At 70.6% G+C, this 13,905-nt stretch carries 14 protein-coding genes; 10 read left to right on the plus strand and 4 right to left on the minus strand.

The features are described 5' to 3' along the window. Window positions 1-1,083 carry a chitinase gene (locus ACFW5B_RS26855; protein WP_386444627.1) on the minus strand — a complete coding sequence of 361 codons (1,083 nt, stop codon included), beginning with the start codon at window positions 1,081-1,083 and terminating at the stop codon, window positions 1-3. 383 nt (window positions 1,084-1,466) lie between these two features. Between ACFW5B_RS26855 and ACFW5B_RS26860 the strand changes: the two genes are divergently transcribed. Further along, the gene (locus tag ACFW5B_RS26860) at window positions 1,467-3,107 is read left to right on the plus strand and encodes a PepSY-associated TM helix domain-containing protein (RefSeq protein WP_386444629.1); all 1,641 of its coding nucleotides are present in this window, start codon (window positions 1,467-1,469) and stop codon (window positions 3,105-3,107) included. Window positions 3,108-3,215: 108 nt separating this feature from the next. Here ACFW5B_RS26860 and ACFW5B_RS26865 read toward each other — a convergent pair whose 3' ends face one another. Continuing rightward, entirely contained in the window at window positions 3,216-3,488 is a 273-nt protein-coding gene (locus ACFW5B_RS26865; RefSeq protein ID WP_362611999.1) for a hypothetical protein, read from the minus strand. 192 nt (window positions 3,489-3,680) lie between these two features. Between ACFW5B_RS26865 and ACFW5B_RS26870 the strand changes: the two genes are divergently transcribed. The 4 genes from ACFW5B_RS26870 to ACFW5B_RS26885 all read left to right on the plus strand — a co-directional run bounded on the left by ACFW5B_RS26870 (window position 3,681) and on the right by ACFW5B_RS26885 (window position 7,323). Next, entirely contained in the window at window positions 3,681-4,184 is a 504-nt protein-coding gene (locus tag ACFW5B_RS26870; protein ID WP_386444633.1) for an NUDIX hydrolase, read from the plus strand. 361 nt (window positions 4,185-4,545) lie between these two features. Next, a complete protein-coding gene (locus ACFW5B_RS26875) occupies window positions 4,546-4,926 on the plus strand; it encodes a peptidase inhibitor family I36 protein (protein ID WP_386444636.1) in 381 nt (126 codons plus the stop codon). Between the two features lie 239 nt (window positions 4,927-5,165). Beyond that, window positions 5,166-6,899, plus strand: a complete 1,734-nt coding sequence (locus ACFW5B_RS26880) for a sensor histidine kinase (RefSeq protein WP_386444639.1) — start codon at window positions 5,166-5,168, stop codon at window positions 6,897-6,899. 193 nt (window positions 6,900-7,092) lie between these two features. Further along, a complete protein-coding gene (locus ACFW5B_RS26885; protein WP_386444642.1) occupies window positions 7,093-7,323 on the plus strand; it encodes a DUF6480 family protein in 231 nt (76 codons plus the stop codon). Window positions 7,324-7,418: 95 nt separating this feature from the next. Here ACFW5B_RS26885 and ACFW5B_RS26890 read toward each other — a convergent pair whose 3' ends face one another. Further along, complete coding sequence (locus ACFW5B_RS26890; protein ID WP_386444645.1) at window positions 7,419-7,775, minus strand: hypothetical protein; 357 nt, start codon at window positions 7,773-7,775, stop codon at window positions 7,419-7,421. A gap of 105 nt (window positions 7,776-7,880) precedes the next feature. After that, entirely contained in the window at window positions 7,881-8,609 is a 729-nt protein-coding gene (locus tag ACFW5B_RS26895) for a hypothetical protein (protein WP_386444648.1), read from the minus strand. A gap of 168 nt (window positions 8,610-8,777) precedes the next feature. Here ACFW5B_RS26895 and ACFW5B_RS26900 point away from each other — a divergent pair, with 168 nt between their 5' ends. The 5 genes from ACFW5B_RS26900 to ACFW5B_RS26920 all read left to right on the plus strand — a co-directional run bounded on the left by ACFW5B_RS26900 (window position 8,778) and on the right by ACFW5B_RS26920 (window position 13,896). Then, complete coding sequence (locus tag ACFW5B_RS26900; protein ID WP_386444651.1) at window positions 8,778-9,425, plus strand: TetR/AcrR family transcriptional regulator; 648 nt, start codon at window positions 8,778-8,780, stop codon at window positions 9,423-9,425. 126 nt (window positions 9,426-9,551) lie between these two features. Then, entirely contained in the window at window positions 9,552-9,854 is a 303-nt protein-coding gene (locus ACFW5B_RS26905) for a hypothetical protein (protein ID WP_386444654.1), read from the plus strand. Window positions 9,855-10,300: 446 nt separating this feature from the next. Beyond that, window positions 10,301-11,683: a family 2B encapsulin nanocompartment shell protein gene (locus ACFW5B_RS26910; RefSeq protein WP_386444657.1), complete on the plus strand. Its 1,383-nt coding sequence runs from the start codon at window positions 10,301-10,303 to the stop codon at window positions 11,681-11,683. Next, window positions 11,670-13,085: a SufS family cysteine desulfurase gene (locus ACFW5B_RS26915; protein ID WP_386444660.1), complete on the plus strand. Its 1,416-nt coding sequence runs from the start codon at window positions 11,670-11,672 to the stop codon at window positions 13,083-13,085. The genes ACFW5B_RS26910 and ACFW5B_RS26915 overlap by 14 nt, the downstream gene beginning before the upstream one ends. A gap of 151 nt (window positions 13,086-13,236) precedes the next feature. Next, entirely contained in the window at window positions 13,237-13,896 is a 660-nt protein-coding gene (locus ACFW5B_RS26920) for a hypothetical protein (RefSeq protein ID WP_386444663.1), read from the plus strand. Window positions 13,897-13,905 lie beyond the last annotated feature (9 nt).

Below are 13,905 nucleotides of genomic sequence, written 5' to 3' on the forward strand. Positions count from 1 at the left end.
TCAGCCCGCGAAGGCGCGCACGAACTCGTTCGTCTTCTTGCCGATGCTCGAACAGGTCGCCTGCGCCTTGATGGTGGCGCCTCCCGGGCAGGGCTTGTCGCGGGTCATCGACCACATCGACAGATGGCCGAGCCCCTTCTCCTCGGCGAACTTCTTGAGTTCGGCGGCGTCGTCGGGCCGGAAGACCTCGCCCTTGACGTCGTTCACACCGATCATCGGGGTGACCGAGACGCTCTTCCATGCCGTCGCCTCGTCCCGGATGCCCAGCACCCCCTTGATCTGCTTCTGGGTGGCGGTGGCGGCCTGGATGGCGTAGGTGCCCATGTCGCCGTCGTAGTACGTGCCGTAGTCCATGGCCATGACGTTCACGGTGGATATCCGGGCACCGTTCTTCCTGGCGTCCTGCAGTACCGCGACGGCATGCCGGTTCAGACCGGAGGGGAGCACGGGGAGGGTGAAGGAGACATCCAGTTTGCTGTCCTGCTGAAGCCGGGCGATGGCCTGCGCGCGCAGGCGGTTGGCCTTGGTGTCCGTCAGCGCGGGGCCCTCGATGTCGAAGTCGACTTTCGTCAGGTGATAGGCGTCGACGACCTTGCGGTACGCGTTCACCAGCTTGTCCACCGAGCCACACACCCGGGCCAGTTCGTTGCCGCTCTGACCGCCGAAGGAAACCCGTACGTCGCCGCCCTCCGCGCGCAGTTCGTCCGCCTGCTGTGCCACGGGGTTGGCGGCGAGCGCCTGCCGGCCGCCCCACTTGGGCACACAGCCGCCGCCCGGGGAGACGAACGCCAGGTTGAACTCCTTCACACCGGTCTCCTCGGCCCCCTCGATGAGGTTGAAGGCGGGGCTGAGCGAGGTGTCCACGTAGGGCGAGAAACCGCCGGCCTTCGGCTCGGGTGCCTTGCTGCTCTTCTCCGGTGAAGGCACCACCGGGTCCGGGCGCTTGGGCTTCGCCGTCTCCGGCTCCTCGGACGAGCAGCCGGCGAGCAGCGACATCGCTGTCATGGCCGTCAGCGCCACGAGGGCGATCGGCTTCCGCTGACGGCTGCTCCGGGGAGCGGGCACATCTGCGTGGTTCATCATCGGGCTGCCTCCAACGGTGGGGGGTGGGCCGTGCAGTCCGGACCTCCGGCGAGGGGCGACACCGGCGGAAGCTTCGGTCGCTCGCGGGGGGGCCGGGTCCGGGGTATTCGGGCGGCAGGTGCGGGAGGCGGGAGCCTGGTGCGACAGCCCACACGGCACGCGCGACGTCAGCCTGTCAGCGCGTAAGACCGGCCCGTTCGTCATGGCCGCCATCGTGCCATCCGGGCCGGCCACACCGCAGGCTGGGTTCGCGCACCGGCCGGCAACTCCCCTATGGGACAGCTCACACCAGACGGCCGGGAACTCGCCGGCCGGTCCGTCCGACTCCCTGAGCGGACCCGGCAGCGGGCCGGTCCACCGCACCTACGAGCCGGGAGCCCCGCGTGCCCACTGACCAGCGTCCCGCCCGGAACCACTCACCGGACTCATCGGACTCCCTGAACTCATCGGAGTCATCGGAGTCATCGAATGCACCGGACGTCCCGGACGGCGGCTCCGGCTCCGGCTCCGGCTCCGGCTCCGGCTCCGGCTCCGGCTCCGGCTCCGGCTCCGGCAAGGAACGGGGACGGGCGGTACGGCGTACCGGGTGGGCCGCGCTCCGCCCGCTCGTGCTGCGGCTGCACTTCTACGCCGGGGTGCTGGTCGCGCCCTTCCTGCTCGTCGCCGCGGTCACCGGGCTGCTGTACGCCTGCTCGTTCCAGGCGGAGAAGATCGCCTACGCGCACGAGCTGAGCGTGCCGGTCGGCAGGGCCGAACTGCCGCTGTCGCAGCAGGTCGCCGACGCCCGGAAGGCCCACCCCGAGGGCAAGGTCGCCGCCGTACGCCCGGCGCCCGAGCCCGGGGACACCACCCGGGTGCTGCTCTCCGGCGTACCGGGGGTGTCCGCCGACCACCAGCTCGCCGTCTTCGTCGACCCCTCCACCGGCAACGTCCGCGGGGCGCTGGAGACTTACGGTTCCACGGGCGCGCTGCCGCTGCGCACCTGGCTCGACTCGCTGCACCGGGACCTGCATCTGGGCGAGGCCGGCCGGCTGTACAGCGAACTGGCCGCCGGCTGGCTGTGGGTGATCGCCGGGGGCGGCCTGGCGCTGTGGATTGGCCGCAAGCGCATGAACCGCGCGCCGCGCGCCCTCGCGCTGCCGGACCGCACCGCGACCGGCCGCCGCCGGACCCTGTCCTGGCACGGTGCGGTCGGCCTCTGGGCCGCGGTCGGTCTGGTCTTCCTCTCCGCAACGGGTCTGACCTGGTCCGCCTACGCCGGGGCGAACATCGGCGAACTCCGGGAGGCCCTGGGCCAGGCGACCCCGACCGTCTCGACGGCCGTGGCCGAGCCCCGTGCCGGGCGGAGCGGACACGGCGAACACGGCCGGCCCGGCGACTCACCGGGGATGCCCGGCATGCCCGGTATGCCGGGGAACGGCGGGGCGAAGGGACACCCGTCGGGCGGCTCCGCGCCCTCGGACGTGGGTCTCGACAAGGTGCTCCGCACCGCCCGCGCCGAGGGGCTCTCCGATCCCGTCGAGATCGGTCTGCCGACGGACCGGGGCACCGCTTATGTCGTCAAGCAGGTGCAGCGCAGCTGGCCCGAGAAGCAGGACGCCATCGCCCTGGACCCGGCCACGGGAAAGGTCACCGACGTCTCACGTTTCGCCGACTACCCCGTCCTGGCCAAGCTGACCCGCTACGGCATCGACCTGCACACCGGCACCCTGTTCGGCATCGCCAACCAGATCGCACTGGCGGCACTCGCCCTGGCCCTGATCTTCCTGGTCCTCTGGGGCTACCGGATGTGGTGGCAGCGCCGCCCCACCCGCGACCGTGCGCTGTCCTTCGGCCGGCCGATTCCTCGGGGTGCCTGGCGCCAGGTGCCACTGCCCGTGCTCATTCCGCTCACGCTCACCGTGGCAGCGGTGGGCCGGCTGGTACCCCTGCTCGGCCTCTCACTCATCGTCTTCCTCGCCGTGGATCTCACCCTCGGCGCCCTGGCCCGCCGTCGCCGCGTATCCGACGTCGCCGGGGCCTGAGGTCCCCGGCCGCGGACCGTCGTCGGGAGGAAGCGGGGAACCGAAGGCAGCGAACGGAAAACGGGAAGCGGGGCGGCCGGTGCCGCCCCGCCCGGCCTGATGGCCCGGTCAGTCCCGCATCTCCGCCAGACGGAAGGGCCCCGCCGCACCGGGACCGAACATCACCGGCAGATTGCGTCCCAGAGGTACGACGACGAGCGGCTCGTCACGGTATTCCCGGAGGAATTTCTCCAAGGGCTCCCAGATAAGGCTCCGGTACCCGGACTCGGTCCGCTGATGCTCAAAGGAGAGGGTCAGCGCGGAGTCCATCACGGTGACACTCACCGCGTCGACCTCCAGCCACTCTCCACCGATCCAGGCCTCAAGCCTTACGTAAGACATGCCGCAAGGGTCCCCCACGCCGCACCCGGCCCGCAAACCACACGACGCCTCCGGCGACGAACGCCGCCCGGCCGACGGAACGCCGCGTCAATGCTCGTCTCACCGGGCATCCCCGCAGGTCCGGCCGCGGAGCACGGCCGTCGATGTCCGGCGGCCCGCCACCACTCCGCCGGACGGCCCTACAGTGAGGCCATGCCAAATGATCAGCACAACGTGACCGTGGACGACGACTTAGAGATCCCGGTCCCCCTCGACGGCGAAGTCTGGGTGGTGGGAGCGGTCATACTCAACCGGGACGGCAAGGCCTTCGCCCTGAAGCGCGGCCCCCACCGGCGCCTCTTCCCCGACTGCTGGGACATCGTCGGCGGCCATGTCGAGGCCGGCGAGTCCCTGCTGCAGGCCCTCGCCCGGGAAATCACCGAAGAGACCGGCTGGCAGCTGCGCCGAGTTCGACGGCTGCTCGGTACCTGCTCCTGGACCGGGGACGACGGTGACGGGATGCGGCGGGAGGCCGACTTCCTCGTCGAGGTCGACGGCGACCTGGACCGCCCTGCCGTCGAACGGCCCCAGCACACCGACTACGACTGGTTCGGCCCCGACGACCTCCCCCGCCTCACGGAGAACCGCGCCCCCGCCGATCTCCTCGTCCACGACCTGATCGCCGCCGCACTACGCGATCGCCCGGACGGGCCCTGAGGTCACGGGGGTGCAGATTCGCCGAGTTCCATCGGCGAGGTGCCGCCGGACGACAGGCACCGATCCGGTTGCGTACGCGGGGTCAAAAGTTGCGCCGCGAGGTGCCTGAGCGCGGGGCGCCGCGTACGCCCGGTGCCTGCGCCGCCGCGCTCCAACAGCGGCCGGTCCGGCGAGAAATGCTCTGAGGACGGCCGGTGGCGCGGACCATACTGGTGACGTTTCGCCCGGCCGTCCGACGGCTCTGCGCAGGCCGACCGCCTGCGCCACCCACAAGCCGTGGTTCTCCCTCCCGCACGCGTTCCTTTCGGCCGGTCCACAGCGGCGTGACTGTTCCCACCCTCATCAGGAAAAGGACCTTGCCATGCGTCGTCTTCACTCGCTCGCCATCGCCGCGGCCGCCCTGGCAGCCGCCTTCGGCAGCGCTCCCTTCGCCCACGCGACCCCTGCGGACACCACCGGTCTGGCCGCCTACAACTGCTCCTCCGGGTATTTCTGCATCTACAGCGACTGGAACGGTGGCGGAACCCGCTGCCAGTGGTCGCAGTCGAGCAAGGCGAACACGGCCGACAACTGCTCCTTCATCCAGCGCGGACAGAACGTGCGCTCCGTCTGGAACAACACCGGACACCGTGTGCAGTACTACACCCAGACCAACTACCACTCACGCGTCGGCTCCACTCCCGCCCACGCCGGCGGCAACCTGCAGGGCAGCTACCAAATCCGTTCCTTCAAGCCGCAGTAGCAGGAGCGGTCTCGACGGCAGCCCCCACCGCCCTTTCTCCAGCGCCTTGTTGGAGAACGGTGCAGTGACCGGAGCCGCACGGGAACGCCGGACGGCCCTCCTCCTCGCGCTGGCGCGCAGGAGGAGGGCCCCTCCCGGACCAGGCCACAGGGGCAACGACGCGCTCCGTGCACGGTCCGGGATCCGGCAGCGGCGACGTAACATACGGGAATCATCCGCACGTCCGTTTGGTCGCCCATATGTCCACTGAGGTCGCCGGCCCCACCCCCGCCCCCGCCCCGCTGCCGGACGGGGCGCCGCCCGGTCCGGGGCCGCTGCTCTGGCTGCCCGAGCTTCCCTCGTGGTGGCGGCCGTGGGGGGCGATCACGCTGGACGTGCTGATAGCGATGGGCTGTGCGTGGTTCGACGTGCAGTTCCGCTCCACCTTCCCCGAAGGACATGTGCACAGCCTGGTCCCCCAGGGCTGGGAGACCTGGCTCACGGTCGTGGCCGGTCTCCTGGTGGTGCTGCGGCGCCGCTTCCCCTTGGTGGTCGCCGCGGCCGTCGCCGGCGGGCTCGTCCTGGGCACCGGCTCCGTCCTGGCCACGGTGGTGGCGTTCTACTCGCTGGCCCGGCACACAGCGCGGCTGCGTACGGTGTTCATCGCCGCCCCGATCGGCCTGCTGATCGTGGTGGGCGTCGCCGTCCTGCATCTGCGGCAGTACATTCCGCGCCACGGGGCGAACTTCGCCGAGATGCCGGCGATCACCGTGATGGCCGGTCTGATCGGCGTCGTGGTGCCCGTGCTGGCCGGCCTCTACCCGAGAGCGCCCCGGCAGCCGTGGTGGTGGGACCACCGGAGCGCGATGCTGTTCGATGTCCTGCTCGTCCTGCTCTTCCCGCTCGCGAATCCGATCGCGCTGGTCAGCGGCCTGAACGGCGACACAGATCCGTCGCTGGTGCCGGCTCCGGTGTTCGTCGCGCTGGTGATGGTGCAGGGCGTGGCGCTGCTCTGGCGGCGGCGCCGTCCGGATGCGCTCGCCGCGGTCGCGGTGGTCTTCATCCCGCTGGTCACGCCGTCCTTCAGCATCCTCCCCGTGAGTCTCTACGCGCTGGCGAAGTACGGGGCGTCCCGGCGCAATCTCCTGCTCGGCTCGGGTGCGGCAGCCGTGGTCCTCATCGCGTGGACCGCGGTCATCACGGGCCTTGAGCCCGACGCGTTCGTGCCCTACTCGGTCTTCCTCGTGGTGCCCTCCGTGATGGTGCCGGTGCTGTTCGGCATGTACCGGGGCGCCAAGCGGAGTCTGATGGTGACCCTCCAGGACCGGGCGGACCGGCTGGAACGGGAGCAGCATCTGCTGGCGTCGCAGGCCCGGCTGGAGGAGCGCACCCGCATCGCCCGGGAGATGCACGATGTGGTCTCCCACCGGGTGAGCCTGATGGTGGTCCACGCCGGGGCGCTGGAGGCCGGAGCCGGCGGCACCGGGGTGGCCGTGGACACCGGGCGGCTCATCGGTGACATGGGCCGGCAGGCGCTGAACGAGCTGCGCCAGGTGCTCGGGGTGCTGCGCCTGAACGACGCGGAGCAGCAGGTTCCGCTCTCCCCGCAGCCGACGCCGGAGGACCTCGCGACCCTCGTGGAGGAGTCGCGGGCCGCCGGGATGCAGATCACCTTCGACGTCATCGGCGAACCGCCGGCCGGGGACTCCACGGTCCAGCCGACCCTGTACCGGGTGATCCAGGAAGGGCTGACCAACGCCCACAAGCACGCGGGCAAGGTACCGGCCCGGGTGGAGGTGCGGTACCAGGAGGACGCGGTGCGCGTGATCGTGGAGAACGAGGCCCCGGACGGTCCGGTGACCAGCCTGCTGCCGAGCGGAGGCCACGGTCTGGTGGGGCTGGGTGAGCGGGTGACCGTACTCGGCGGCACCTTCGAGGCCGGCGCACTGGAGAACGGCGGCTTCCGGATCAGCGCCACCGTGCCTCTGCGCTGAGGGGCGCCTCCCGCACTGGACGGGCGCCTCCCGCGCCGGGGGCGCCCCTTCCCCCATGCCGCCCTGTTACCCGTACCGCCCCCTGACACGCGAGCGGCGCCTCCGCAGAGCGACGCGGCCCGGCGCGCCCGCTTGGCCGAAGCCCGGCCGCCCTCCGCTGATGAATTCGGTCGATATCGGGCAAACTTCCGGTATGAGCACTCACCATTCCGAACCGGATCCCCGCGATGCGCCAGGCCTCGGGCCCGGCGGCGGGGTGCCGCCCGAGGAGACACCCGCGGGCGAGGGCAGCACAGGAGCCGAAACCGGGCCCCGCGACCGGCAGACGCGCGGCTGGTCCAAAGGCCCGGTCATCGTTCTGGGCATCATCGTCGTGCTCTGCGCGGCATTCTTCATCGCCTACGCGGTGAGCGTGGCGCTGTAACTCTCGGCGAGCCGAAGCTCCGGCGGGTGACCGGCAGGGGCGGCACGTCTCCCGGGCACGGCGGCCGCCATCCGCCCGAGCGGCGACCGCGGCGCCTACAGCAGACCGGCGATGCTCGGCGGGGCGAACACATGACGGGCACGGTGCTCCAGGACGAGTACCGGAGGAATCTCCCGCTGCTCGTCCCAGGTGCACCTGTCACACGACGGGTCGAGGGCCGGAACGTCCGCGGCATGCCGGGTGGCGATGTGCCGGGCGAGCCGGATCTGGGTGGACACCACCGTGTCGAGGGGGTCGTAATCCACCCCGGGCTCCCCCGCCTTCCGCGCGGCATCCACCACCTCGGGAGCTCGCTTCATCGCCTTGTACAGCTCGGTGCACTTCTGACAGCTCCACATCCATGAAGGAGGCAGCGGCCACTCATCGGCGCCGGACGCGTCGCGGGAATCCATGCCCGTCACCGTAGCGACCCGCCGCGGCCGCGGGTGGCAGATCGACCGAATCCCCCTACTGGGCGGCAGTCTTCGCCGAACGCCCATTTCACACGAACAACACACCTATGTGTCCGCCCGCGTCCGCCGGCTCAACCGCCAGTACTGGCGCCGCTTCTCGTCCCGTACGACCACACCCAGCCCGGCCAGCTCATCGCGCAGCTCCCGGAGATCCTCGGTGGAACCCTTCTTCTCAAGGCGCTGCGCACGGGCCTTGAGCAGTGCATCGGCTCCGGGCGGCAGCCCCGGCGTGTCCGGCACCCAGCGCCGGAAGTCGTCCTTGTGCGGATCCTCGTCCGCCCAGGCGTAGCCGTGCATCCGGAAGGTGCCGGCGAGTCGCCGGGCGTCCACATCGCAGGACTCACGGGCGAGTTCACCCCCGTCACCGTCGAGCAGGACGAGCTGCCTGCCGTCCAGGAAGGCCCGGTCGACGCGGTCATGCGCGAACTCCTGACTGCTGCCCTTCCGGGTAAGGGTCATCCGCTCGTCGGCCACGGTGACGGACAGCTCCTCGTACCGGGCGATGAGGGCCACGATCAGCCCCAGCACCGCTCCGGCGGAGAGCAGACCGACCGTGAGCCAGGGCTCCGGCACCGAGGTCAACAGCTTGGCCGGCCCCTGCATCGGCGCCCAGGGCAGCGTCACCAGCCACTCCGCCAGGAGCTTGACCATCAGGCCGAGTCCGGCCCCTGACAGCACCAGGACGAGGTGAAGAAGCACTGCGGTCCAGGCCGGTTGGGCCAGGACAGTGGCCCCCTTGCCCGTCTGGTGAGGGTGTGCGAGCCGGTCATCCATGGGTGCGGTGTCGCCCTTCAGGAGGCCTGCGTCGCGGCGGTCGGAAGGACCGGCGCGGTGGGACGCAGGAGCGGACGGCAATCATAAACCGAGTGCGCGGTCTAATATTGGCTCACGGCGAAGGAGCCGTCGGTCGGGGTCGAGCGCGACCGGTCATAAGGTGATGCCATGAGGACGATCGATCCGGCGAAACATGCAGCGCGGCGTCAGCACATCGTGGACGCCGCGTGTGAGCTGTTCGCCACGCAGGGATTCGAGCGCACCACGACGGCGCAGATCTGCAAGGCCGCCGGGATGAGTTCGGGGAATGTGTTCCACTACTTCCCCAACAAGCGCGCGATCTTCATCGCCCTCCTCCAGGGCGACAAGGAGGAGAAGAGCGAGCGGCTGGCCCGAGCGACGGCCGGTGCCGACCCGTGGACCGCTCTTCTGGACGTCGTGCAGTTCCTGGCCGCGCCCGCTGCGGAACCCCTGACCCCTCCCCTGGTGATGGAGGCCATGCTCCAGGCACACCGCGATCCCGAACTCGCGGAGCTCCTGGGCCAGGACAGCACCGACGAGCACACCGTGATCACGGAACTGCTCACCAAGGCCGCCGCGGCCGGGCAGATCGACCCCGGACTCGACCCGGGCCACACCGCCTCGTGGATCATGGCGCTGATCGCCTCGATGTACACCAGCGCCGCCACCGAGCCGTCCTTCGACCCGGCCGGGCAACTGCCCACCCTGCTCCTCATCGTGCGACGGTTCCTGCGCGGCGGGCCGGAGGAGCAGCACCGGAAGCCCGCCCCCGACACGTCGACGGCAGCGAGGTGAGCTGACGTCCCGTACGCCGGCCGCGGCAGCCACCCGCAAGCCCCCACCACCAACTACCGCCCCATACCCCACACTTGGACCGCCCCGCCGGTCCACCCCTCCCCACCGCGAAGGACGACCTCACCCGTGAAGAAGAGCGCGATAGCCGGCGGCTGCATCCTCAGCTTCGTCGTGATGGCCTGCGCCTACGAAGGCAGCGCCGCCTCCAACGACCCGCTGACCCTCGCCGAATTCCGGAAGCTCAAGGCCGGCAGCCCCGAGAAGGCCCTGTTCTCCTACACCAACACCTGCCGCCGGAACAGCGAGTCCGAGCGCGCCGATGACTACCCGACGACCTGGACCTGCTACGGCGCCGACGGCAGCAGCAACGCGGTGTTCTTCTATTCCAAGGGCGTGCTGTTCAGCAAGTCGCAGACCGGGCTGGTGTGATGGACCGCGGGCGGGACAGTCACGGACCGCACGTCCGGCCGCCCGCCCTCCCGCCGGGCACAACGCCCCTTTCACACTGCGGAGTTGTGGCCCAAGTGTCACTGACAGAGCGTCATGAGGCGGCACCATAAGGGTCCCTTTAGGGAACACAAAGACCCGTTATGAGGGTAAATCGCGTCGCAAATCGGGCGACAGGCGATGTCGTACGACGGGTCGGGACACCTCGCGACGGTTCTCTGCGAGATTACTACGCATGGTGGCGGCGCCGGAACGCCAGGTAGTCGCGCAGGGATTCGAGACTGCACATTCAGTGCAGCGAGCATTTCCGGCCGTGCGCCCGGGGGTATCTGCTTGCGGGCGGCGGGCCGCGACCAGACGATCAGACTTCCCGCGTTCCGGTCGGCCGAGTGCCGGCCCACCGGTACGCCCGTAGGCGAGGAGGTCCTGTGAACGACCAGACTAGTCTCAGCCCGGATGCGGCACGGCAGCTCGCGACCACGACCAAGACCAGCCCGCAGATGCGCGGCATCACCCCGCGCTACCTCCTGCGGGCCCTGCCCTGGGTGGATGTGGAAGCCGGTGTCTTCCGCGTCAACCGCCGCCGCACCTATGTCCTCGGTGACGATCGCATCAGTGTGCACACCGACGGCGGCTCGCCCCGCGTCATCCCCGGGGACCTGCGGGAGTTGCCGTACCTCCGGGACGCCGACGACGCGCTGCTCTCCGAACTGGCGGACTCCTTCACCGAAGTCCGCTTCGAGGCAGGGCAGATGCTGGCCCAGGACGGCGATGCGCACGACACCCTGTGGGTGATCGCCCAGGGCCGCGCCGAGAAGCGGGTGAGCGGCCGCTACGGCGAGGACGCCGTGCTCGAAGTGATCGGCGACGGCCAGTTCTTCGACCTCGACGCCTGGACCCGCTCCGAACCCCTCCCCTATCGCGTCCGGGCGCTCACCCCCGGCGTGGCGCTGTGTGTCGAGCGCAGTGTGCTGGCGGGGTTGTGTGAACGGGACACGGCGGTGCGGGGCGCGATGGACGCGTACCTCTCGGCGGACGGTGTCCTGCCGGGCGCGGAGGTGCCGGTCGATCTCAGTTCCGGGCATGTCGGTGAGCCCGATCTTCCCGCGACCTTCGTCGACTACGAGGACACTCCCCGCGAGTACCACATGAGCCTCGCCCAGACCGTGTTGCGCGTGCACACCAGGGTTTCCGACCTCTACAACGGGCCCGTCGACCAGATCCGGGCGCAGTCGAACCTCACCGCGCACGCACTGCGCGAGCGGCAGGAGGCCGCGCTGCTCAACCACCCGGAGTTCGGCCTCTTCCACAATGTGGCCCCGGGGCAGCGGGTCCAGGCGCGCACCGGCTCCCCGACCCCTGACGACCTCGACGAGCTGCTGACCCGGGTCTGGAAGCAGCCCGGCTTCTTCCTCGCGCACCCCAGGACGATCGCCGCGTTCGGCCGGGAATGTACGCGTCGGGGTGTGCCCCCGGTCATCGACACCCGGTTCGGCAGTCCGCTGCTGAGCTGGCGCGGGGTACCGCTGCTCCCGTCCGACAAGGTGCGCTTCTCCGGCGGTGCGGGTGTCGGCACCACCGAGATCCTGCTGATGCGGGTGGGCGAGGCCGAGCAGGGCGTGGTGGGGCTGCGTCCCGCGAAGGTGGAGGACGAGGTGGAGCCGGGTCTGTCGATGCGGAACATGGGCGTCGACCAGAAGGGCATCACGTCGTACCTGATGACGGCGTACTTCAATACGGCGGTGCTGGTGGAGGACGCGCTCGCCGTGCTCCAGAACGTCGAGGTCTCCAACTACCATGACTACTCCTGACGTTGTCCGGAGTCTGTGGCCCGGGGCACCGACTCCGCACCTCTTCGGCGACGGCCTGCTGTCGCCCGATCCGGGCACGGTCCCGGCCTCGGTTCCGGGAGCGGCTCCGGCGGAACCGGTCCCGGAACCGGCCGCCCCGGACGTCCATCCCGCACAATTCACCGGGCTACCCGGCCAAACAGCCGCCTTCTCACCGGAGTTGGCCCGCCGCGATATCCCGATCCTGCACCGGACCGTGAACGGGCATCCGCTCGTCTGGCTGGACAACGGGGCCACCACGCAGAAGCCGCGCCAGGTGATCGAGGCGCTGGCCGGCTTCTACGGGTCCGCCAATTCCAATATCCACCGTGGTGCGCACACCATGGCCCGGGAGGCCACCGAGGCGTACGAGGCGGGCCGGGCGGCGGTCGCCCGGTTCCTGGGGGCGCCGTCTCCGGACGACATCGTCTTCGTACGCGGTACCACCGAGGCCATCAACCTCGTCGCCCAGAGCTGGGGCCGGGCCCATCTCGGTCCCGGGGACGACATCCTGGTGCCGGTGCTGGAGCACCATTCCAACATCGTCCCCTGGCAGTTGCTCGCCCAGCAGACCCGGGCCCGGGTGGTGCCCGTACCGCTGGGGCCGGACGGGCAGATCGACCTCACCGCGTACGACGACCTGCTGTCCATGCGCACCCAGCTCGTGGCGCTCAGCCAGGCGTCGAATGTGCTGGGCACCGTCCCGCCGGTGCGCGAGATGACCGCGCTCGCCCACCGCTACGGGGCCAAGGTGCTGGTGGACGGGGCGCAGGCGGTGGCGCACTTCCCCGTCGATGTGCAGGACCTGGACGCCGACTTCTATGTGTTCTCCGGTCATAAGCTGTTCGCTCCCACGGGCATCGGCGCGCTGTACGCCAAGCCGGACATCCTGCGGGAGATGGCGCCGTGGCAGGGCGGCGGCAACATGATCGAGTCGGTCGACTTCACCCGTACCACCTATGCCCCCGTCCCTCACCTCCTGGAGGCCGGTACCGGACACATCTCCGGCGTGGTCGGTCTGCTGGCCGCGCTGAACTGGCTGACCTCCTTCGACCGCGACGCCATCGCGGCGTACGAGACCTCGCTGATGGCGTACGCCCAGCAGGCCCTGGCCACGGTGCCGGGACTCGATCTGCTGGGCTCCGCGCCCGACCGGATCGCCGTACTGACCTTCACCCTCGCCGGGCACGACCCGTCGGAGATCGCCGCCTGGCTGGACCGGGACGGCATCGCGATCCGGGCCGGGCATCACTGTGCGCAGCCGGCGCTGGCCCACTACGGCCTGGCGAGCGCGGCCCGAGCCTCACTCGCCCTCTACAACACATCCGAGGAGGTGGACAAGCTGGTGGCGTCGCTGCAGCAGCTGCAGCAGCAGGCCGCCTGACGTTCCGTCCGCACGGCGTCGCCGGCCTCCTGTCGGCCGGTGACGCCGGCGCGGGCGTTTTCCGTTACCGGCGGCTCGTGGAGCCGCCCCCGGTGTCCCCGTGCACGGTTCATACTGGGGGCCGGACCGCACATGAGGGGGAATCGAAGCCATGACGTGGTCGCCGGGCGAGGTACCGCCGCCGCAGCGGGTCGAAGATGTCGCGTCGGCCCGCTGGATCGAGGAGGGCGTCGGCGGGTTCGACAGTGGGGTCCATGCCCTGCTGCCGGCCGGGTTCGAGGCCTACGTACGGCTGCTGCATCCCAGCGAGCCGTCGGACGGCCGGTTCGAGCGGTGGGCAGAGATCGCACAGCGGTCGGGGCGCGCGCTGCATCCGCTGGCGCGCTTCGAGGAGGTGGCCGGCCCGGGTTCGGAGCCGCCGTGGGAGGGGTCGCTGCCCGAGCATGTGCTGGCGGCCCTGTGCACGGTGCTGGCGGCGGGCACCGGCACTCCCGGGCAGTGCTTCTTCGGCCTCTGGGAGGGCTGGGGCTGGTGCGATGACAGCGGGCCGCTGGTGCAGCTGAGCGGGCGCGCCTACGTCCTCTACGAGGGGCCGGTCGAGGCCGCGTTGGCCACGGGGGACCGGAGCGCGGGGGTCTTCTTTCCGCAGTCGCCGAATCTGTGGTGGCCGCGGGACCGCGCTTGGTGTGTCGCCACCGACGTGGATCTCAACTCCACCTACATCGGTTGCTCCGCCGGTCTGGCGGAGCGGCTGGCGGGCGCGGCGGACCTCGAGGTTCTTCCGGCGGCGCTCGACGACCGGCTCGGCTGAACCGGTCGT

Origin of the sequence: Streptomyces sp. NPDC058773 (genome assembly GCF_042746015.1) — a bacterium.
Classification (GTDB): domain Bacteria; phylum Actinomycetota; class Actinomycetes; order Streptomycetales; family Streptomycetaceae; genus Streptomyces.